Origin of the sequence: Streptomyces jumonjinensis, assembly GCF_009600885.1 — a bacterium.
In the GTDB taxonomy this organism is placed as follows: Bacteria; Actinomycetota; Actinomycetes; order Streptomycetales; family Streptomycetaceae; genus Streptomyces; species Streptomyces jumonjinensis.
Genome location: NZ_VCLA01000170.1, coordinates 27,236 through 46,135, shown reverse-complemented (window position 1 = coordinate 46,135; position 18,900 = coordinate 27,236). Strand labels below are relative to the sequence as shown.

Genomic DNA, 18,900 nt, shown 5'->3' with positions numbered 1-18,900 from the left:
GATCCTGACTGATTGAACCTAATTAAAGTTGAGTCTATTCCACTCAACCCTCTGGCGCCATCGTCCCCTGCGCATGGGATATTCCGGCGTTCGACCGTTGGCAGCCGCAACTACTCTGGGGCCATGGCCCTGGATATGAGCAGCTTCAGCCCGGAGTACCTCGCGTTCTGGCGGGAGTACCACCTCTGCACCCTGACCACCCAGCGGCCGGACGGCAGTCCGCATGTGGTGCCGGTGGGTGTGACCTTCGACCCGGGGACGGGGTTCGCCCGGATCATCACGAACAAGGGCAGCCGGAAGGTCGCCAACATTCTCCAGTCGGCGGACGCGGGCGGTGCGCGGGTGGCCGTCTGCCAGGTGGACCGAGGGCGCTGGGCGACCCTGGAGGGCCGCGCGAGGGTGCGGACGGAGGCGGAGGCCGTGGCGGACGCCGTAGGGCGTTACGCGGAGCGCTACGGGCGCATGCCGGCCCCGAATCCGGACCGGGTGGTCATCGAGATCGCGGTGACGCGGGCCCTCGGTCGCGGCGCGGGCATCTCACGCGCCTGAGCCCGCCCCGGGCCCGGAAGAGGTCGGGAAAAGCACAGCGGTGCCATCGCGTTTCAGGTCCGCGATGGCACCGCTGTGTGGGGGAAGCGCTTGAGCGATTTGGAACGACGGGGGAATCGCTCAAGCACTGCGGGGGGTGGCGGTGGTGGTGTCGGGCTCGACCATCTGCTGGTCTCGCTGGTCGAGGTTGACGAAAATCATTCCGTAACGGATCGCGCATCGCACGGGCTGCGGGGCCCCACGCGGCCGGCGAAGGCACCGGTAGGCGCGGACGTCCTCGTCCTCCTCGCGTGCCACGACGATCGGCTCTCCGAACAAGGTGACCATCAACGAGTCGCCACGGTGGGGGATTGCCGTGACGAGGTCGATGAAATGCCACCCCGAGCGGTATGCGGTCGCCATCTCACGCCGGAAGACCCGGTCGTCCGGTGGAACGGTCATGCTTCTGTGCTGTGGGTCGGAGGGACTCCCCAGGAGGGCTCGCCGACTGTGGTGAAGCCCCAGGAGGGTTCACCGGCGGGAGTGATTCCCCAGGAGGGTTCACCGGGTGCGGTCGCCACCGTCTCCGCGGGGGCGGAACCCCACGAAGGCTCACCGTTGAGTCCCCATGAAGGCTCACCCTGGGTCCCCGCCACCTTGTCGGCAGGAGAGCTACCCCAGGAGGGCTCACCGGAGACTCCCACGCCGAGCGCGGCAGCCGCTATGGCAAGAGCACAAAGAGCACGTAGCGTCCTAGACATGGGTGATCTCCACCTCTTTTGATCATTCCTCCTCCCCCGCGCATAAGACGATGTCTCACTCCGAACGCTTGCACCAGCGACGGCAGGCATCATGTTCCTGTAATGCAGGAGCCTGAGGGGGTGCATATGACGTCTAACGGGGGCGATTTCGGACACCCTCATGCAGACGGCGAGCTGTGCGAGGCTGGGAAAAGTCTGTACATCACCGCTCTTCGTACCGGCCGTATCGCCCGGTCCGAAGCGGAACCCATGCCTTGCCTTTTTGATCTCGCCCTACTGCACCCGGATCCCGACGACGCACAGTGGCTGCGTCCGGTGCCTCCGACGACCGCGCTGACACAGCTGATACACCCCATTGAGCGGGAGATCCAAGAGCGGAGACGACGGACTGTCGCTCTGACCGATGCACTTGAGCCATTCATGGCGTTCACCGCGCAGAATTCCGCAGCGCCACAGGGCATAACGGTCCTTGAGGGGCTCAATCGCATCAACTCAACCCTTGACCAGGTGACCGCGGACTGCACCGAGGAACTGCTGACGGTGCAGCCCGGCAGCGGACGGCAGCCGCACATCCTGGAGAAGGCGCTCCGCAGGGTGGAACCCCTGATAGAGCGGGGTGTACGGATGCGCACGCTCTATCAGCACACCGCCCGCCACCACCCCGCGACGCTCGCGTACATGGAGCAGGTGGGGCCATCCGGCGTCGAGGTGCGCACGCTGGAGGAGATAATCGACCGGCTGATCATCGTGGACCGCAGAGTCGCCTTCATCCCGGCGAGCAGCGACCGGCTCTCGGCGCTGGAGCTGCGGCACAAGGGGATCGTGGAGTATCTCGTCGGGGTCTTCGAGCAGTTCTGGCTGCACGGTCTGCCGTGGGAGGAGCCCGTCTGTTACGGACCGGACCTGGACGGGATCACCGGGGTGCAGCGTTCCATAGCGAAACTGCTGGTGGAGGGGCATGTGGACGAGGCGATAGCCCGTCGGCTCGGAATGAATGTACGGACCTGCCGGGCCCATATCGCCAAGCTGGGCTCCTCGCTGGGCAGCGGCAGCAGGACCCAGCTGGGGTATCTGATAGCCCAGTCGAAGATCCTGGAGAACGGCGCCTGAGGGCCGCGGCGGGCCCTCTTCGGACGGTGCGGGCCCGCCGGGCCGCCGGACCGCATAGACGGCCGGAAACCATCGCCCCCGGTGCGAACAGCACCGGGGGCGATGGTGTGAGTGTTACGGAAGGTGCCGACGCTGCCGGAGGGGTTCTATCAGGTTCTGCCAGGGGGCGCCGCCGCATAGCCGGGCGGCGCCGCACAGCCGGGCCGGAACGTGCCGAGCCGTATCGAGGGGCATCGAGCCGAGCCGAGCCGGAACGTGCCGGGCCCCGGCCGGGGTCCGGCACGGCTCGGGCTACTCGCCGCGCCGGGGCTCGCCCCGCTTGGGCCGCCACACCACCAGCGCGCTGGCCTGCTGCACTTCCTGATACGGCACCAGATCGCGCCGGTAGGAGGCGTGCACCTGGGCCTCGCGCTGCTGAAGGGCGACCGCCGCGCCCTCGACCGCGGCCGAGAGCTCGGCGACCCGGGACTGAAGGGCCGCGACCTGATTCTCCAGCTCGATGATGCGCTTGATCCCGGCCAGGTTGATGCCCTCGTCCTGCGACAGCTGCTGCACGGTGCGCAGCAGCTCGATGTCGCGGGCGGAGTAGCGACGGCCCCGGCCGGCGGTGCGATCGGGCGAGACCAGACCCAGCCGGTCGTACTGCCGCAACGTTTGCGGATGCAGACCGGAGAGCTGAGCCGCCACCGAGATCACATACACCGGCGACTCATCGGTCAGTTCATAGGGATTGCGGCGCCTTCCGTCCATTTCATGCTCCCTTCGCGGCCTGGAACAGCTCGGCCCGCGGGTCCTCCTCCGCGGTGGCTTCGCGGTACAGCTCCAGCGCTTCCTTCGCCTTGTCGCTCAGCTCGTCGGGGACCGCGACTTCGACGGTGACCAGCAGATCTCCGCGGGTGCCGTCCTTGCGGACCGCTCCCTTGCCACGGGCGCGCATGGTCCGGCCGTTGGGAGTACCGGCGGGCAGCTTCAGGGTGACCGGGGGGCCGCCCAGGGTCGGCACCTTCACCTCGCCGCCGAGCACCGCCTCCGGGTAGCTCACGGGCACGGTGACGGTGAGATTGTCGCCCTTGCGTCCGAAGACCGGGTGCTCACCGACGTGCACGATCACATAGAGGTCGCCGGCGGGTCCGCCGCGCTCGCCCGGGGCGCCCTTGCCGCGCAGCCGGATCCGCTGGCCGTCGGTGACGCCCGGGGGAATCCTGACCTGCATGGTGCGCGAGGAGCGGGCCCGCCCGCTGCCCTTGCAGACCTCGCAGGGGTCCTGCGCGATCAGCCCGCGGCCCTTGCAGTCCGCACAGGGGTCGGTCAGCGAGAAGGAGCCGCTGCCGCCGCGGGAGACCTGGCCGGTGCCGACACAGGTCGGGCACACCCGGGGCGTGCCGTTCTTGTCGCCGGTGCCCGAGCATGCCTTGCACGCGGCCGAGCTGGACATCCGCAGCGGGACCGTGGCCCCGTCGACGGCCTCGGTGAAGCTGAGCGTCACCTCGGACTCGACGTCCTGGCCGCGCCGGGGCTGGGTGCGCGGGCCGGCCGTGCCGGCGCCCCGGTTGAACAGCCCGCCGAACACATCGCCGAGCCCGCCGCCGAAGCCTCCGGCGCCGCCCTGCGCAGTACCGCCCTGGGCACCGCCGAAGAGGTCGCCCAGGTCGAAGTTGAACGATCCGCCGCCGGGCCCGCCGGGGCCGGGACGGAAGCCGCCGTTGCCGAAGAGGGTGCGGGCCTCGTCGTACTCCTTGCGCCGCTTGGGGTCGCCGAGGATGTCATTCGCCTCGGAGATCTCCTTGAAGCGCTCCTCGGCCTTGGCGTCGCCCTTGTTGGCGTCCGGGTGGAACTCGCGGGCGAGCTTCCGGTACGCCTTCTTGATCTCGGCCTCGGTGGCGTCCTTGGGGACGCCGAGGACCTTGTAATAGTCCTTCTCGACGAAGTCCTTCGTACTCACCGACGTCCCTCCTTCCAGTCGATTCCCGGGACGGTCTCCCGGAGGCGCCCGGGGAAGGATCCCCGGACGGCCACCGGGCGCCCCGCGCGCTTCATCCGCTCGGCTGCCCGCACGGTACGCGCTCCCGGCTCCGTGTGCCCCGCGCGCGGGGCGCACGGGGCACACATCGCGTCAGCCCTCGTCCGGGCCACCGCTCTCCTCGTCGTTCGCCGCCTCGTCCTTGCCGGACGTGGACGCCGTGCCCGGCTGGGGCTCGGCCACCGCGACCCGGGCGGGCCTGATGGTCCGCTCGCCGATGCGATACCCCGGCTGGAGCACCGCGACGCATGTGGTCTCGGTGACGTCCGGCGCGTAGCTGTGCATCAGCGCCTCGTGGATCGTCGGGTCGAAGGGCTCGCCCTCCTTGCCGAACTGCTGGAGGCCCATCTTGGCGACCGCGGTCTCCAGGGACTCGGCGACCGACTTGAAGCCGCCCACCAGCTCCCCGTGCTCCCGGGCACGCCCGACGTCGTCGAGCACCGGCAGCAGCTCGGTCAGCAGCGTCGCCGTGGCGATCTCCTTGACCGTGATCCTGTCGCGCTCCACACGGCGGCGGTAGTTCTGGTACTCGGCCTGGAGCCGCTGGAGGTCGCCGGTGCGCTCATTGAGCGCCGTACGGACCTGGTCCAGCTGAGCGGTCAGACCGATGATCTTCGCTTCGTCCCCTGCCGGGGCCGCCTCGCCCTCCTTGTCGGAGGGCTCGGCGGACTCGGCGGCGGCATCGTCAGAGGTGGCGCCGGAAGGGACGTCGGGCTTCTCCTCGAAGCCCGGGGTCTCCTCCGTCACGCGGCACCGCCCTTGTTGTCCTTCTCGTCGTCGACGATCTCGGCGTCCACGACATCGTCATCCGCCTTGGCCTGGCCGGCCCCGGCGTCGCCCTGGGCGTCGCCCGCGGGCTGCTGCGCCTGGGCGTCGGCGTACATCGCCTGGCCCAGCTTCTGCGAGACGGCGGCGACCTTCTCGGTGGCGGTGCGGATCTCGGTGGTGTCCTCGCCCTTGAGCTTCTCCTTCAGCTCAGTGACGGCGGTCTCCACCTCGGTCTTCACCTCGCCCGGGACCTTCTCCTCGTTGTCCTTGAGGAACTTCTCGGTCTGGTAGACGAGCTGCTCGCCCTGGTTGCGGGCCTCGGCGGCCTCGCGGCGGCGGTGGTCCTCGTCCGCGTACTGCTCGGCCTCCTGGCGCATCCGGTCGACCTCGTCCTTCGGCAGCGAGGAGCCGCCGGTGACGGTCATCTTCTGCTCCTTGCCCGTGCCGAGGTCCTTGGCGGTCACGTGCATGATCCCGTTGGCGTCGATGTCGAAGGCGACCTCGATCTGCGGGACGCCGCGCGGGGCGGGCGGCAGGCCGGTCAGCTCGAACATGCCGAGCTTCTTGTTGTACGCCGCGATCTCGCGCTCGCCCTGGTAGACCTGGATCTGCACGGACGGCTGGTTGTCCTCGGCCGTGGTGAAGATCTCCGAGCGCTTGGTCGGAATGGTCGTGTTGCGCTCGATCAGCTTGGTCATGATGCCGCCCTTGGTCTCGATGCCGAGGGACAGCGGGGTGACGTCGAGGAGCAGAACGTCCTTGACCTCGCCCTTGAGGACGCCGGCCTGGAGGGCGGCGCCGATGGCGACGACCTCGTCCGGGTTGACGCCCTTGTTGGCCTCCTGGCCGCCGGTCAGCTCCTTGACGAGCTCGGCGACGGCGGGCATCCGGGTGGAGCCGCCGACCAGGACCACGTGGTCGATCTCGGAGAGGGCGATGCCCGCGTCCTTGATGACGTTGTGGAACGGGGTCTTGCAGCGGTCCAGCAGGTCCGCGGTCAGCTGCTGGAACTGAGCCCGGGTGAGCTTCTCGTCCAGGTGCAGCGGGCCCTCGGCGGACGCGGTGATGTACGGGAGGTTGATCGTCGTCTCGGTGGAGGACGACAGCTCGATCTTCGCCTTCTCCGCGGCCTCGCGGAGACGCTGGAGAGCCATCTTGTCCTTGCCGAGGTCCACGCCGTGACCGTTGGCGAACTGCTTCACCAGGTAGTCGACGACGCGCTGGTCCCAGTCGTCGCCGCCGAGGTGGTTGTCGCCGTTGGTGGCCTTGACCTCGACGACGCCGTCGCCGATCTCCAGCAGCGAGACGTCGAAGGTGCCGCCGCCGAGGTCGAAGACGAGAATCGTCTGGTCGTCCTTGTCCAGGCCGTAGGCCAGGGCGGCGGCGGTGGGCTCGTTGACGATGCGCAGGACGTTGAGGCCCGCGATCTCGCCGGCCTCCTTGGTGGCCTGGCGCTCCGAGTCGTTGAAGTACGCCGGGACGGTGATGACCGCGTCCGCGACCTTCTCACCGAGGTACGCCTCGGCGTCCCGCTTGAGCTTCTGCAGGATGAAGGCGCTCATCTGCTGCGGGTTGAAGTTCTTCCCGTCGATCTCGATCTTCCAGTCGGTGCCCATGTGGCGCTTGACCGACCGGATGGTCCTGTCGACGTTGGTGACCGCCTGACGCTTGGCGACCTCGCCGACCAGCACCTCACCGTTCTTCGCGAAGGCGACGACGGACGGCGTGGTCCTGGCGCCTTCGGCGTTGGTGATGACGGTGGGCTCGCCGCCCTCCAGAACGCTGACGACAGAGTTCGTCGTGCCCAGGTCGATGCCGACCGCACGTGCCATGTCAATTCCTCCAGCTGACTACTTGAGTGGATCTGGCTCAAGAATGCACGAGCCCTCCCTCCGAGTCAACAGAGCTGAGTCGACCCCACTCAACTTTTATCCAGCACTTACGAGCACTCTGGCCGCCCGAGGCCCTGAAGGGCGCGTGCCGCACCCCGGGCGGTACGCCGCATCTGAGAGAGTCATGCCCGTAATACCTGCCAAAACCACTGATTACGGTCAAGGACGGCGGACGGCTCACTATGCCCCTCTTCGCGACCTTCTCCGTTAAACGGGCCGTAGATCTCCTCGGCGCCCTGCTCCTGCTGCTGCTCGGAGCCCCGCTCCTGCCGGCCGTCGCGGCGGCGGTCGCCCTGAGCGCCCGGGGCCCGGTGCTGGTCGGCTCCGTCCGCGCGGGCCTCGCGGACCGCCCGTTCACGATGCTGGCCTTCCGCACCGCCCCGGCCACCCGCACGGGCCGGCTGCTGCGACGCCGCTTCCTGGACCGGCTGCCGCAGCTGATCAATGTCGTACGGGGCGAGATGTCGCTGGTGGGCCCGCGCCCGGTGACCCTGCAACGGGCGGCGTCGGCGGTGGGGGCGGAGCGGGCCCGTGCGGCCGTACGCCCCGGGATGACGGGCCTGTGGCAGACCAGTGACCGCTCGGGGCTGCCCTGGGAGGAGGCGGCGGTGCTCGATCTCCACTACGTACAGGAGTACTGGCTCGGCCTGGACCTGCTGATCCTCGCGCGCACGGCGCGCATGGCGTTGCGGGGGCGTACCCCTGATGTCCGTACGCGCCGGGGCGCGGCACGTGGAGCCCGTACGCCCGGGGGCGCGGCGCGTGAAGTCCGTACGCGTGAGGGCGCGGCGCGCACGGTCTGAGACGGCGCGCACGGCGCGGGACGGAGCCGTCCGCGCACGGGCCCGCCCGCCTCGCCCCCGGCAAGGGTGGCCTGAGCGATACAGATCACCGGCCGCGTGGCTACAGTGCGGCGGAATAACTGGGTAGTCTCAGCACGAACTGATTAAGTTACCGCTTAGTAGTGTCCAGTGGTCACCCGGCTGCGCCGGATCGTCAGTGCTGGACCGTCCCCCACCCTCGCAGGCCCGAGGAGCCCCGACATGCAACTCGCCGCGATCATCGTGTCGCTGGTCCTGACCGTGGTCGGCGTTGCGCTCATCGCCCGAGCCGTCGCGCAGATCTACCGCTTCGTCCGGCTCGGCCAGCCCGTGCCCGCGGGCAGCCGGACCGACGCCCCCAAGCAGCGCACGATCACCCTGGCCAGGGAGTTCCTCGGCCACACCCGGATGAACCGGTGGGGCATCGTGGGCTTCGCCCACTGGTTCGTCGCGATCGGCTTCCTCACCCTGCCGCCGACGCTGGTCCAGGCGTACGGACAGCTCTTCCAGGCCGACTGGGTGATCCCGGTGATCGGCGGCTTCGTGCCGTTCGAGATGTACACCGAGTTCATCGGTCTGATGACCGTGGCGGGCATCGTCGTACTGATGGCGATCCGGCTGCTGAATCTGCCCTCACGGGCCGGGCGCAAGTCCCGCTTCACCGGCTCCAAGGCATGGCAGGCGTACTTCGTCGAGTACGTCATCCTCGTCATCGGCATCGCCATCCTGGTGCTGCGCGGCCTTGAGGGCGCGATCCACCACGTCGACGGCTACGAGGCGTCCTACTTCGTCTCGTACCCCCTGGTCGCGGCCTTCGACGGGCTGAGCGCCGCCGACCTCCAGACCTGGATCTACTTCACCGCCATGATCAAGATCGGCACCACGCTGATCTGGATGATCACGGTCTCGCTCAACACCAACATGGGCGTCGCCTGGCACCGCTTCCTCGGCTTCCCCAACATCTGGTTCAAGCGGAACGCGGACGGATCCTCCGCCCTCGGCGCGCTCCAGCCGATGACCTCCGGCGGCAAGGAGATCGACTTCGAGACGGTCTTCGACGACGAGGGCGAGGAGGCGGTCTTCGGCGCCTCCCAGGTCGAGCACTTCTCCTGGAAGGGCATCCTCGACTTCTCCACCTGCACCGAGTGCGGGCGCTGCCAGTCCCAGTGCCCGGCCTGGAACACCGGCAAGCCGCTCTCCCCGAAGCTGCTGATCATGTCGCTGCGCGACCACGCCCATGCCAAGGCCCCCTATCTGCTCGCGGGCGGCGGCAAGACGATGGAGGGCGAGGAGAAGGCGTCCGCCGAGGCGCTGAAGGACGTGCCCGCGTCCGCGCTGGCGGAGGCCGAGCGCCCGCTGATCGGCACGCTGGAGGAGAACGGCGTCATCGATCCGGATGTGCTCTGGTCCTGCACCACCTGCGGTGCGTGCGTGGAGCAGTGCCCCGTCGACATCGAGCACATCGACCACATCGTGGACATGCGCCGCTACCAGGTGATGATCGAGTCGGCCTTCCCCTCGGAGGCGGGCACGATGCTCAAGAACCTGGAGAAGAAGGGCAACCCCTGGGGCCTGGCGAAGAAACAGCGCGTCGAGTGGACCAAGGAGGTCGACTTCGAGGTCCCGATCGTCGGCAAGGACGTCGAAGACCTCTCCGAGGTCGACTACCTCTACTGGGTCGGCTGCGCCGGAGCCCTGGAGGACCGCGCCAAGAAGACCACCAAGGCGTTCGCCGAGCTGCTCCATATCGCGGGAGTGAAGTTCGCGATCATGGGCGGCGAGGAGAAGTGCACCGGGGACTCGCCTCGGCGACTGGGCAACGAGCCGCTCTTCCAGCAGCTCGGCCAGGAGAACGTGGCGATGCTGAACACGGCGTTCGGCGAGTCCTTCGACGAGGAGGGCGAGGTGGACGAGTCGACGCGCAAGCCGAAGTCGGCGAAGCGGATCGTCGCCACCTGCCCCCACTGCTTCAACACGATCGCCAACGAGTACCCCCAGCTGGGCGGAGAGTTCGAGGTCATCCACCACACCCAGCTGCTCCAGCATCTGATCGACGAGGGCCGGCTGACCCCGGTGACGCCGGTCGAGGGTCTGATCACGTACCACGACCCCTGCTACCTGGGCCGCCACAACAAGGTCTACACGCCCCCGCGCGAGATCATGTCCGCCGTCCCCGGCCTGCGCCAGCAGGAGATGCACCGCCACAAGGAGCGCGGCTTCTGCTGCGGCGCGGGCGGCGCGCGGATGTGGATGGAGGAGCGGATCGGCAAGCGCATCAACACCGAGCGGGTGGACGAGGCGCTGTCGCTGAACCCGGACATCGTCTCGACGGCCTGCCCGTTCTGTCTGGTGATGCTGACCGATTCGGTCAACGGCAAGAAGAACGAGGGAACGGCGAAGGAGTCGCTCAAGGTGGTGGATGTGGCGCAGCTGCTCCTCGACTCGGTGAAGACCCCGCCGTCGGACCCGACGCCCTCCCCGGCGCCGGAGGGCGCTCCGGAGCCCGAGCCGGTGAAGTAGCGGGCCTCCCGGCGGTCTGTGGCATCCCCTAGGGGATGTCACAGGTCGGCCGCAAAGGGCCGCTCGATCCCCTTGTGCCCCTGTCAGCCGGGGCCGGAGCGGGTACGTTCGAGAGCGTGGCTGGATTCAGGATCGGACGCGGCCGGGACAACCGCACGCAGCAGCAGCAACCGCAGCAGGCACCGCCACCGCATGGGGGCGGCCGGGCGGCGCCGCCGTATGCGCAGCAGCAGCAACCACCGCAGTGGCCCCAGAGCTCGGGCGGCCACCGGGGCCCCCAGGGCCAGGGCGGTTACGGATACGGGGGCCAGCAGGGCGCGCACGGGGAGCCGGAGTACTTCGGCGACCCGTACCAGCAGCCCCACCAGCAGCCCCATCAGCAGTACGCGCCACAGCCGCCCCACGGCGGCCAGGGCCAGGGCCCGGACCCGTATGCGAACCACCCGGGCCACACCCAGGCGTTCAACGTGGCCGACCCCTATGGCGAGGGCGCGACCTACCAGGCCGGGAACGCGCCCGCGCCCCCGGCGGGCCCCCGGCTGCCGTGGAAGCAGCTGCTGAGCGGGATCGTGCTGCGCCCGGGCGCGACGTTCTGGCAGATGCGGGACTACGCCGTGTGGGGCCCCGCGCTGCTGGTCACCTTCCTGTACGGCATGCTCGCGATCTTCGGCTTCGACAAGGCGCGCGAGGATACGATCAACGCCACGATCTCGACGGCGATCCCCTATGTCCTGACGACGGGGGTCGCGTTCACGATCGGCGGCATGATCATGGGCGCGGTGACCCACACCCTGGCCCGCCAGCTCGGCGGCACGGGAGCGTGGCAGCCCACGGTCGGCTTCTCGATGCTGATCATGTCGATCACGGACGCCCCGCGGCTGCTCTTCGCGATGTTCCTGGGCGGCGAGAACGGGCTGGTGCAGGTACTGGGCTGGGTGACCTGGCTGGCGGCGGGAGTGCTGTTCACCACGATGGTGAGCAAGTCGCACGATCTGCCGTGGCCGAAGGCGCTGGGGGCGTCGGCGATCCAGCTGATAGCGCTGCTGTCGATCATCAAGCTCGGCACGATCTGACTTGAAGAGGGGAGGCCCCGCCGTTTCGACGGCGGGGCCTCCCCTTATCCATGTCCACTATCCATGTCCACGCGCATCGGCTACGCGTCGAGCACCTGTCCGCTTCTGCGAACGACGGGCTTCTCCACACTCCAGGGGAAGTTGATCCAGTCGTCGGTGCGCTTCCAGACGTATTCGCACTTCACCAGGGAGTGCGACTTCTCGTAGATGACCGCGGAGCGCACTTCGGCGACATGGTCGACACAGAAGTCGTGCACGAGCTTGAGCGTCTTCCCCGTGTCGGCGACGTCGTCGGCGATGAGGACTTTCTTGTCCGAGAAGTCGATGGCGTTGGGCACGGGCGCCAGCATGACGGGCATTTCCAGGGTGGTGCCGATGCCCGTGTAGAACTCGACGTTCACCAGATGGATGTTCTTGCAGTCCAGCGCGTAGGCGAGACCGCCGGCGACGAAGACTCCGCCCCGGGCGATGGAGAGCACGATGTCGGGCTCGTACCCGTCATCGGCGATGGTCTGCGCCAGCTCCCGGATCGCGCCGCCGAACCTGTCGTAGGTCAGGTTCTCTCGTACGTCACTCATGCTCACACCTGCGTCCGGTGGAAATTCTTGAACGAACGGGACGCGGTGGGCCCGCGCTGTCCCTGATAACGGGACCCGTACCGCTCACTGCCGTACGGGAACTCGGCGGGCGAGCTCAGCCGGAACATACAGAGCTGGCCGATCTTCATCCCGGGCCAGAGCTTGATCGGCAGGGTCGCGAGATTGGACAGTTCGAGGGTGACATGCCCGGAGAATCCGGGGTCGATGAACCCGGCGGTGGAATGGGTGACGAGCCCGAGCCGCCCGAGGGAGCTCTTTCCCTCCAGCCGGGAGGCGAGATCGTCGGGAAGGGAGATGACCTCATAGGTCGATGCGAGAACGAACTCCCCCGGGTGGAGGATGAACGGCTCGTCACCTTCCGGTTCGACCGTCCGCGTGAGATCGAGCTGCTCGACCGCGGGGTCGATATGGGGATAGCGGTGGTTCTCGAACACACGGAAGTAGCGGTCCAGCCGCACATCGATGCTCGAAGGCTGCACCATGAATTCGTCGTACGGGTCGATGCGCACCCGTCCGGCGTCGATCTCGGCCCGGATGTCCTTGTCTGAGAGAAGCACCCCCCGAGGATACGCAGAGCGCGCGGACCCGCCCTACTCGGACAGCACCGCGCGCTCCATTCTCACGATCGGCTACCGCGTGGCGGACTCACCGCTACCGCTCCACGGACCCATCGCTACCACTGTTGGCGGACTCCACGATCACGGCATGCCGCAACCGCGCACACCGCGGACACCGAATAAGCCGCCCGGGCCCGATCCGCCCGGCCCCGAGCTGCTGCATCGGAAACGAAGCGGTGGCGAATACATGCCCCTCGGCACAGCGGACGACGGTGCGCTCCATCAAATCCATCGAGTCCCTTCCCCAACGAATGCGGACGAACAACCACATTAGGGGATGAACTCCACGCCCTCACGAGCGGCACTCCGCACCCAACGCTACGCCTCAACTGCCGCCTGGCGCAGTCACATCGAGCCACGGGAGCGGACGGAAATCGGGGGGTCATCCGCCCCGGGCCAGGGATGAGGTAGAGTGAGCAACACTGCGGCACTGGATCACCGGTCCGCTGCGCGGGTGTAGTTTAATGGTAGAACATGAGCTTCCCAAGCTCAGAGCGCGAGTTCGATTCTCGTCACCCGCTCCAGAGAAAAGCCCCAGGCCAGCGGCCCGGGGCTTTGTTGTTGTCTAGACCAATTCCGGGACCTCGCACCACTGGCGCACCACGACGCACCCGGAGAGCGTCCCCGGCGAGGTGCAGGACATGACGATGCTCAACGGGGGCTGGAAGCAGCCAACCTCGATCAGCGTTGTCCAAACCTATTCCGGAGTCCCGCATCACTTGCGCAGCACCGCGATGGCAACCAGGTCTCGGGCATTCTGGGCAGCCCGGCCCTGCCCCGCACGGTGCCGCCGTGCGGCGGCGGTGCGTCAGCTCTGTGCGGTGTCGTCGCCCGTCTGCCCGGCGTCCTCAGCTGCGCCTGCCTTCTCGCGCATCTTGCGCACCAGCTCCGCCTTCTGATCGGCGGCACCCTGGCGGTCGAGGTTGCGGTGCGGACCGTTGTTCTGCCGTTCGGCGCGGGAGAGCTTCTTGCGCTGCCCGCCGCCCATGCCCACGGGGTTGTTGATGTTCTTGCTCACGGTCACGGGTCCTCCCGGTAATGGTGTGAAGTGATCTACGGATTCATCGGTGGGGACGGGCGCGACGACGTCGAAGGGCGTCAAGCAGGGGCCCATCGCACACTCACTCGTAAATCGGCGTCTGGAAGAAATATGACAAAGACGTTACCTGGTTCCATCGGCCCCGCACACCAAGCTTTTCGCCGCCCGGGTGTCGGCCGGGCCTTCGGCAAGCACCTGGGGCCAGCCGTTTCCTTCCGGCAATCTCAGCACCGCCAGCATCCGCCGGTGGTCGCTGCCCGCCCGGGGCAGGTCCAGATGGGCGCTACTGGGCCGCCGGGGGCGTTGTCAGCGGCCCTTTGACCGTCGTCCCCGTGTCCTCGTTGGCTGCATGGCGGGGGCGGAGACCGGGGTTCTGGCGGGAGACGCCTCCACTCCAGACGACTGGGACCGGGCTGCGCGGTGGATTGCGTCGATGAAGGCCCGCATCCGGCGATCCTTGTGGACGTTCAAGTTGTCCCAGATGAGGACGATCGGGCTGCCGGGCTGGTGGTGGGCGGCGATGAGGAGGTCGCGGTACTCGGTCCAGGCGAAGCTCTTGCGGCCCCCGCTCCTGTGGTCGGTATGCCGTTTGGGACGGTAGATGAGGCGGGAGCGTTCGCCGGGTTTGTAGCAGCACAGGGCCGCGATGGAGAATCGGCGCCGGGAACGGCCGCGGACCCGGATGACCGGAGTACTCCCGCGTCGGCTCCAGGTGCGTGAGGTCGGCGGCGTCATCGAGAATCCGGCCCCGTCTTCGAAGGCGATCCAGGCCCCGAGCGCCGCCGCGGTGGTTCCACATGTGGCCACACGTCCTTCACCCAGCCGGCGACCGTCTCCTCATCACGCTCGACCGCACGACGGGCCGGAACCCGATGACTCCATCCGTGCCGCCGCAGCATCTGGGAGATCCCCGACAAGGTCATGGACTTGTGGAACCGGCGGCCGATCAGCGTCTTGATCCTGGCCAGCGTCCATCTCCGATCCGCCCGTGGAGCAGCCGGGCCTTTGGCCAACTCCTCCTCGAGCACAGCGAACAGCACACCGCTCAGCTTCGGCCGGGACGCCGGACCACGCGAGCGCACCGCGTCAACTCCTGTACCAAGTGGAGGTTTCGCCAGCCCGAGAGGGTCACGAAGGAAAGGGTCCTGGTCTACGTCGTGCGCGATGGGCGTCTGCTGGTGTTCCGCCACACCGACTACTCCTACGAGGAGGTAGGCATCCAGGTTCCCGCGGGCAGCATCCGTCCCGGTGAGACTCCGGAGGCCGCCGCTCTGCGCGAGGCCCGTGAGGAGACCGGCCTGTCGGACTTCAAGATCGTCTGCAAGCTGGGCGAGACCGAGTACGACATCAGCCCGTACCGGTTCGAGATCCAGCACCGGCACTCTTTCCACCTGGAGCAGTCCAGTGCTCCTCGTGCGCCTGAGCGTCTGACTCCCATATCGTCGCCTGGGTGACCGACGCGAACGTGGCGGACAGGACGCGCATCCCCGCAGATGATCTTGTCGAGCTGATCAGGGTGTTCGACATCGGTGAGGTGCTGGATCAGCAGCACCTCACCGATGGCCTCATGAACGTGAACTGGCGGCTGGACACCCGGGCCGGGAGGTTCGCTCTGAAGCGGGTCACCGACGTGCCGATCGATCGACTGCGTCGTAATCTCGCAGTCCTCCCCATCCTCGTCTCGCACGGCGTCCCCACATGCGTCCCGCTCTCCACCGTTCACGGCGATGTGATCGCCGAGGTCTGCGGTAGCGGCTACTGCCTGTTCCCCTGGTCGGCTGGGGGCCACGTGCGTGGAACCGACCTGTCGCTGGCGCAGGCGTCCGAGTTCGGCGCGCACCTTGCCCGACTCCATACGGCGCTCGGCCATGCTGCCGATGAGGCCGGACTGCCCGCCGTGCCTGCCTCGGTCACCGCTAAGGTGACGGAGCCCGGGCGAGCACTCCAGAAGGCCGACCGGCTTGCCCGAGCGGTGTCAGCCCGGGGTGTAGGTGACAGCTTCGACGTGGCTACGGGCGTTGCCCTCGAAGAGCGCAAGATCCTCCTCGGCAAGCACGCCCACCTGCGCCCCGAGGGAGATGCCGCTGCGGGCCCGCATGGCTGGACGCACGGCGACTTCCAGTACCGCAACGTCCTCTGGGCGGACGGCGAGCTGGTTGCCGTCCTGGACTGGGACCGGCTGGGCATTCGCCCGTACGCGGAGGAAGTCGTTCGTACGGCGCAGGTGCAGTTCGGGGTCGAGGGCGTCTTCGATCTGGGACGGGTGTCGGCCTTCGTGGACGGCTACCGGTCGGTGCTCCCTCTGGAACCGGCCACGCTGCTCGACGCCGCACGCCGCCTGTGGTGGAAGCGGATGACGGACTTCTGGCAGCTCGAATTCCACTACGACCGGCATGACCACTCCTGCGACGACCTGTTCATCGCCGACGAGGCGCTCCTTCACCGGTGGACAGAACGGCTCGACGAGGTGGAGCGAGCGTTCGTCGGCGCTCCCTAGATCCCCAGTTCCCGGAGCTCCGGCAGGCACGGGCGTGTGAACCGTGCCGCTCTGCTCCGAGCCCGCTCCCCCAGCGCTTCGTGGTCGACGTCTCGGATCGCTCGCGCCCACGCCTCGGGACCAGCGGTGACGGGCAGGACGATGCCCTCATCACCGATGGCTTCGGGAATCCCGCCCCGTTCGGTGCCGATGCTCGGGACGCCGTGAAGGGCGGCCTCGACGATCACACGGGGGAAGGCGTCTTCCACGGTGGACGGGACCAGAAGCAGTTGGTGGCGGCGGTACAGCGGCTCCATGCCGTAGACGCGGGGCACATACGTGGCGTTCGGATAGGCCGCGAAGTCGGCTGAGGTGTCCCACCAGCCTTCGACGAGGGTGAAGCGCTGCTCAGGCATGAGACGGATGAGCTGGTGCAGCAGCTCGGAGCCCTTGGCGGGGATGGGGTTGACCATGAGTACGGCCGCGGTGCGCGCCGTGTCCGTGGCCGGTCCGGGGCAGGAGAACGGAGGGTACACGACGCCGATACGGGTGCCGGGCGTGTGGGGTGCTCGGTCGCGGACGCACTCCGACACGGCCAGCCCGTAGTGGGGGCGGCCGGCGAGCACCCCCAGGCCGGTGGCGGAGACGGAGTGCAGCAGGCCGGCGACGAGCGTGGTCGGACTGGCCAGTTCCGCCAGCCGCGCCGAGCCTTCCTGGGCGGTGAACACGATGTCGGGGCGGAGAGCGCCCAGGAGGCCCCCGAGCGCGTGCTCTACGTTGTTCTGCATCAATGCAGCACACTCGACCCCGTTCCACCGGTAGCGCAGGGCGCCTTCTTCCTCGTCGTACGGGACGCGATGCTTGTCCAGGTGGGCGCGCATGTCGGGGAGCCGGGTGGCTCCGTCCCAGGGCGCCTCGTGCGAGCCGAGGTAGGTGACATGCCAGCCGGCGGCGGCAAGTTCTTCGGCGAGGAGCTGCTGGGTGACCTCGGCGCCGCCGATGAGGAAAGGGGGCGGGGTGCGGCGCCAGGCGAAGAGAGCGGTGGGCATCGGCGGTCACCTCGCCCAGAAGGCGACGAGGGCTTCCACGGCCTGGGCGACTTCGTCCGGGCACCCGTCGGCGGCCAGAACCGTGAGCTCTCGCGTCACGGGCCGGCGGGGCGTATGGACGAAGTAGTCGCGGGCGTGGTGGAGGAAGCCGGGCTCGTGGAGGAAGTACTCGGACTCGGCGGCGGTGTGACCAGCGGTCTTCCGGCGGAGGTGGAGCGTCTCGGCCGGTACGTCGAGGTAGAGGGTGTGGTCGGGGCGCAGGAACGGGAGCGCTTCGAGCCGGTCGCGGAGCTGGCGGTGGACGCCGTACCCGAACAGGGCGTCCAGGGCGTAGGCGTGGGCGAGGAGGGTGTCTACGGAGCGGTCGAGGATGACGAGCTGCCTGCCGTTCGCGGCGGCCTCGGCGACGCGGGTCGCTTCGATCACCATGAACCTGTCGAAGGCGGCGAGTTGGGCCGCCGTCCGCCACACCGACGACCACATCCACAACATCGCCCCCCTGGTCCGCGTAGGACGGCCGTCGGCCCCGCCTGCACAACGCGACCATCGGACGGCGGACCTCCTGCGGGTGACGTCAGTGGAAATCTCTCCCGGCTCCGGCGTAGTCGTGGCAGAGCAACGGCATGCCACCGGAAGGCGTACGAGGCCTGAAACCCCTTCGCCAAGCGGACCCGGGGGAGGGGCCGGCCACACGGCCGGGGTGCTACAAGCTCAACGACGGCCGTCGGTACCCCTGCCGCCCATGGGCGTTTATGAGCCCGGGACGAACGGGCCACAAGAATTCTGGTCCGAAGCGTTCGTCTCCCGCTTGCCTTCGCATCCGACCGCCACGTCCCTGAAAGTATGGGCAGGTGAGTGATGACGTGTTGGGGCGCTGGGTGCCGCATCATCCCGAGGAAGTGGCCACGATCTTCGCCAAGGCGGACTTCCCCTGGTGGATCGCCGGCGGATACGCGATCGAGCTGGCGGTCGGTCGTGAACTACGCCCGCACGGTGATCTCGATGTCCTGGTCCTCCGGCGTGACCAGGCCCGCGTATGCGAAGTCATGTCCGGTTGGGACCTGTTCGTGGCGGACCCGCCCGGCCGGGGGAAGCTGCGACCGTGGCCTCCTGGTGAGGTCCTTCGGCCGCCGCTCCACGACATCTGGTGCCGCCGCACACCCGCGGCGCCCTGGTCGGTGCAGCTCATGCTGGACGAGGCCGAGGGCACTCAGTGGGTCTCGCGGCGCACCCAGGAGATCCGGCTCCCGATCGACCGACTCGGGAAAACGAGCGAGACGGGCATCCCGTATCTCACGCCCGAGGTGCAGCTCTTCTACAAGGCGAAGGCCACCCGGGACAAAGACGAGACCGACTTCGAAGCGGTACTGCCGCTGCTCGACGCTCCGGCACGCGCCTGGCTGGCAGACGCGATCAACGTGACTACCCCAGGCCACCCCTGGCTTCGCCGGCTCCTTCCGGTCAGCCGAACGTGAGCAGCGGAACGTCGTAGAGGTCGGGGTTCCGGGGCCGGGTCATCGTGGGCGACATGACCTCCACGATCAGCAGCTCGCTGAGGAACTGGACCTTGGCACTGAGGAGGTGGCTCGTCCTGCCGTCGGCCGGCTGGGCCCTTCAAGCCGGCGGA

19 protein-coding genes, 1 tRNA gene and 1 pseudogene are annotated in these 18,900 nt (G+C 68.3%); 9 read left to right on the top strand and 12 right to left on the bottom strand.

What is annotated here, in order from left to right:
• Positions 1-123 precede the first annotated feature (123 nt).
• The gene (locus tag FF041_RS25065; RefSeq protein WP_153524907.1) at positions 124-549 is read left to right on the top strand and encodes a pyridoxamine 5'-phosphate oxidase family protein; all 426 of its coding nucleotides are present in this window, start codon (positions 124-126) and stop codon (positions 547-549) included.
• 120 nt (positions 550-669) lie between these two features.
• On the opposite strand, the gene FF041_RS25060 is transcribed toward FF041_RS25065, so the two are convergent.
• The gene (locus FF041_RS25060; RefSeq protein ID WP_153486448.1) at positions 670-990 is read right to left on the bottom strand and encodes a Rieske (2Fe-2S) protein; all 321 of its coding nucleotides are present in this window, start codon (positions 988-990) and stop codon (positions 670-672) included.
• Between the two features lie 425 nt (positions 991-1,415).
• Here FF041_RS25060 and FF041_RS25055 point away from each other — a divergent pair, with 425 nt between their 5' ends.
• A complete protein-coding gene (locus FF041_RS25055) occupies positions 1,416-2,399 on the top strand; it encodes a helix-turn-helix transcriptional regulator (protein ID WP_153524906.1) in 984 nt (327 codons plus the stop codon).
• 291 nt (positions 2,400-2,690) lie between these two features.
• Here FF041_RS25055 and FF041_RS25050 read toward each other — a convergent pair whose 3' ends face one another.
• The 4 genes from FF041_RS25050 to dnaK all read right to left on the bottom strand — a co-directional run bounded on the left by FF041_RS25050 (position 2,691) and on the right by dnaK (position 7,019).
• Entirely contained in the window at positions 2,691-3,149 is a 459-nt protein-coding gene (locus FF041_RS25050; RefSeq protein WP_153524905.1) for a heat shock protein transcriptional repressor HspR, read from the bottom strand.
• A gap of 1 nt (position 3,150) precedes the next feature.
• On the bottom strand, positions 3,151-4,341 hold the full coding sequence (dnaJ, locus tag FF041_RS25045) for a molecular chaperone DnaJ (protein WP_323392655.1): 1,191 nt from the start codon (positions 4,339-4,341) through the stop codon (positions 3,151-3,153).
• 171 nt (positions 4,342-4,512) lie between these two features.
• Positions 4,513-5,166 (bottom strand): nucleotide exchange factor GrpE, encoded by a 654-nt coding sequence (gene grpE, locus FF041_RS25040; protein ID WP_323372289.1) that lies wholly within the window; start codon positions 5,164-5,166, stop codon positions 4,513-4,515.
• On the bottom strand, positions 5,163-7,019 hold the full coding sequence (dnaK, locus tag FF041_RS25035; protein ID WP_153524904.1) for a molecular chaperone DnaK: 1,857 nt from the start codon (positions 7,017-7,019) through the stop codon (positions 5,163-5,165). The genes grpE and dnaK overlap by 4 nt, the downstream gene beginning before the upstream one ends.
• A gap of 242 nt (positions 7,020-7,261) precedes the next feature.
• Here dnaK and FF041_RS25030 point away from each other — a divergent pair, with 242 nt between their 5' ends.
• The 3 genes from FF041_RS25030 to FF041_RS25020 all read left to right on the top strand — a co-directional run bounded on the left by FF041_RS25030 (position 7,262) and on the right by FF041_RS25020 (position 11,493).
• Positions 7,262-7,882 carry a sugar transferase gene (locus tag FF041_RS25030; protein WP_153524903.1) on the top strand — a complete coding sequence of 207 codons (621 nt, stop codon included), beginning with the start codon at positions 7,262-7,264 and terminating at the stop codon, positions 7,880-7,882.
• Between the two features lie 240 nt (positions 7,883-8,122).
• Positions 8,123-10,420, top strand: coding sequence for a (Fe-S)-binding protein (locus FF041_RS25025; RefSeq protein WP_153524902.1), 2,298 nt, complete (start codon positions 8,123-8,125; stop codon positions 10,418-10,420).
• 116 nt (positions 10,421-10,536) lie between these two features.
• Positions 10,537-11,493, top strand: coding sequence for a Yip1 family protein (locus tag FF041_RS25020; RefSeq protein WP_323392653.1), 957 nt, complete (start codon positions 10,537-10,539; stop codon positions 11,491-11,493).
• Positions 11,494-11,573: 80 nt separating this feature from the next.
• Here the strand turns inward: FF041_RS25020 and FF041_RS25015 are convergent, their stop codons facing one another.
• From FF041_RS25015 to FF041_RS39340, 3 genes are all read right to left on the bottom strand, one after another.
• Positions 11,574-12,071, bottom strand: coding sequence for a phosphoribosyltransferase (locus FF041_RS25015; protein ID WP_153524900.1), 498 nt, complete (start codon positions 12,069-12,071; stop codon positions 11,574-11,576).
• Between the two features lie 2 nt (positions 12,072-12,073).
• Positions 12,074-12,649 carry a dCTP deaminase gene (dcd, locus tag FF041_RS25010; protein ID WP_323392651.1) on the bottom strand — a complete coding sequence of 192 codons (576 nt, stop codon included), beginning with the start codon at positions 12,647-12,649 and terminating at the stop codon, positions 12,074-12,076.
• Positions 12,650-12,743: 94 nt separating this feature from the next.
• Positions 12,744-12,941, bottom strand: a complete 198-nt coding sequence (locus tag FF041_RS39340) for a hypothetical protein (RefSeq protein WP_153486440.1) — start codon at positions 12,939-12,941, stop codon at positions 12,744-12,746.
• 218 nt (positions 12,942-13,159) lie between these two features.
• Between FF041_RS39340 and FF041_RS25000 the strand changes: the two genes are divergently transcribed.
• Positions 13,160-13,233: transfer RNA gene (locus tag FF041_RS25000), tRNA-Gly, on the top strand.
• Positions 13,234-13,517: 284 nt separating this feature from the next.
• Here the strand turns inward: FF041_RS25000 and FF041_RS24995 are convergent.
• Both FF041_RS24995 and FF041_RS40775 read right to left on the bottom strand, forming a co-directional pair.
• Complete coding sequence (locus tag FF041_RS24995) at positions 13,518-13,733, bottom strand: DUF6243 family protein (RefSeq protein WP_323392649.1); 216 nt, start codon at positions 13,731-13,733, stop codon at positions 13,518-13,520.
• A gap of 447 nt (positions 13,734-14,180) precedes the next feature.
• Positions 14,181-14,824 (bottom strand): annotated as a pseudogene (locus FF041_RS40775) (winged helix-turn-helix domain-containing protein); the annotation flags it as partial.
• Between FF041_RS40775 and FF041_RS39330 the strand changes: the two are divergent.
• Both FF041_RS39330 and FF041_RS24975 read left to right on the top strand, forming a co-directional pair.
• Positions 14,729-15,202: an NUDIX domain-containing protein gene (locus FF041_RS39330; RefSeq protein ID WP_323392729.1), complete on the top strand. Its 474-nt coding sequence runs from the start codon at positions 14,729-14,731 to the stop codon at positions 15,200-15,202. The pseudogene FF041_RS40775 and the gene FF041_RS39330 overlap by 96 nt on opposite strands.
• Positions 15,199-16,245 (top strand): phosphotransferase, encoded by a 1,047-nt coding sequence (locus FF041_RS24975; RefSeq protein WP_323392647.1) that lies wholly within the window; start codon positions 15,199-15,201, stop codon positions 16,243-16,245. The genes FF041_RS39330 and FF041_RS24975 overlap by 4 nt, the downstream gene beginning before the upstream one ends.
• Here FF041_RS24975 and FF041_RS24970 read toward each other — a convergent pair.
• The gene (locus tag FF041_RS24970; RefSeq protein WP_153524899.1) at positions 16,242-17,273 is read right to left on the bottom strand and encodes a glycosyltransferase; all 1,032 of its coding nucleotides are present in this window, start codon (positions 17,271-17,273) and stop codon (positions 16,242-16,244) included. The two genes, FF041_RS24975 and FF041_RS24970, sit on opposite strands and share 4 nt — an antisense overlap.
• Positions 17,274-17,279: 6 nt before the next feature.
• The gene (locus tag FF041_RS24965) at positions 17,280-17,765 is read right to left on the bottom strand and encodes a hypothetical protein (RefSeq protein WP_228388613.1); all 486 of its coding nucleotides are present in this window, start codon (positions 17,763-17,765) and stop codon (positions 17,280-17,282) included.
• Between the two features lie 359 nt (positions 17,766-18,124).
• Between FF041_RS24965 and FF041_RS24960 the strand changes: the two genes are divergently transcribed.
• Entirely contained in the window at positions 18,125-18,748 is a 624-nt protein-coding gene (locus FF041_RS24960) for a nucleotidyltransferase domain-containing protein (RefSeq protein ID WP_323392645.1), read from the top strand.
• The last annotated feature ends 152 nt before the right edge of the window (positions 18,749-18,900 follow it).

Coding starts and splice junctions, on each gene's coding strand:
- FF041_RS25065 (WP_153524907.1), top strand. CDS start 124: ATGGCCCTGGATATGAGCAGCTTCAGCCCGGAGTACCTCGCGTTCTGG.
- FF041_RS25015 (WP_153524900.1), bottom strand. CDS start 12,071: ATGAGTGACGTACGAGAGAACCTGACCTACGACAGGTTCGGCGGCGCG.
- dnaK (WP_153524904.1), bottom strand. CDS start 7,019: ATGGCACGTGCGGTCGGCATCGACCTGGGCACGACGAACTCTGTCGTC.
- FF041_RS25060 (WP_153486448.1), bottom strand. CDS start 990: ATGACCGTTCCACCGGACGACCGGGTCTTCCGGCGTGAGATGGCGACC.
- FF041_RS24970 (WP_153524899.1), bottom strand. CDS start 17,273: ATGCCCACCGCTCTCTTCGCCTGGCGCCGCACCCCGCCCCCTTTCCTC.
- FF041_RS39340 (WP_153486440.1), bottom strand. CDS start 12,941: ATGGATTTGATGGAGCGCACCGTCGTCCGCTGTGCCGAGGGGCATGTA.
- FF041_RS25030 (WP_153524903.1), top strand. CDS start 7,262: ATGCCCCTCTTCGCGACCTTCTCCGTTAAACGGGCCGTAGATCTCCTC.
- FF041_RS24965 (WP_228388613.1), bottom strand. CDS start 17,765: ATGTTGTGGATGTGGTCGTCGGTGTGGCGGACGGCGGCCCAACTCGCC.
- FF041_RS25025 (WP_153524902.1), top strand. CDS start 8,123: ATGCAACTCGCCGCGATCATCGTGTCGCTGGTCCTGACCGTGGTCGGC.
- FF041_RS25050 (WP_153524905.1), bottom strand. CDS start 3,149: ATGGACGGAAGGCGCCGCAATCCCTATGAACTGACCGATGAGTCGCCG.
- FF041_RS25055 (WP_153524906.1), top strand. CDS start 1,416: ATGACGTCTAACGGGGGCGATTTCGGACACCCTCATGCAGACGGCGAG.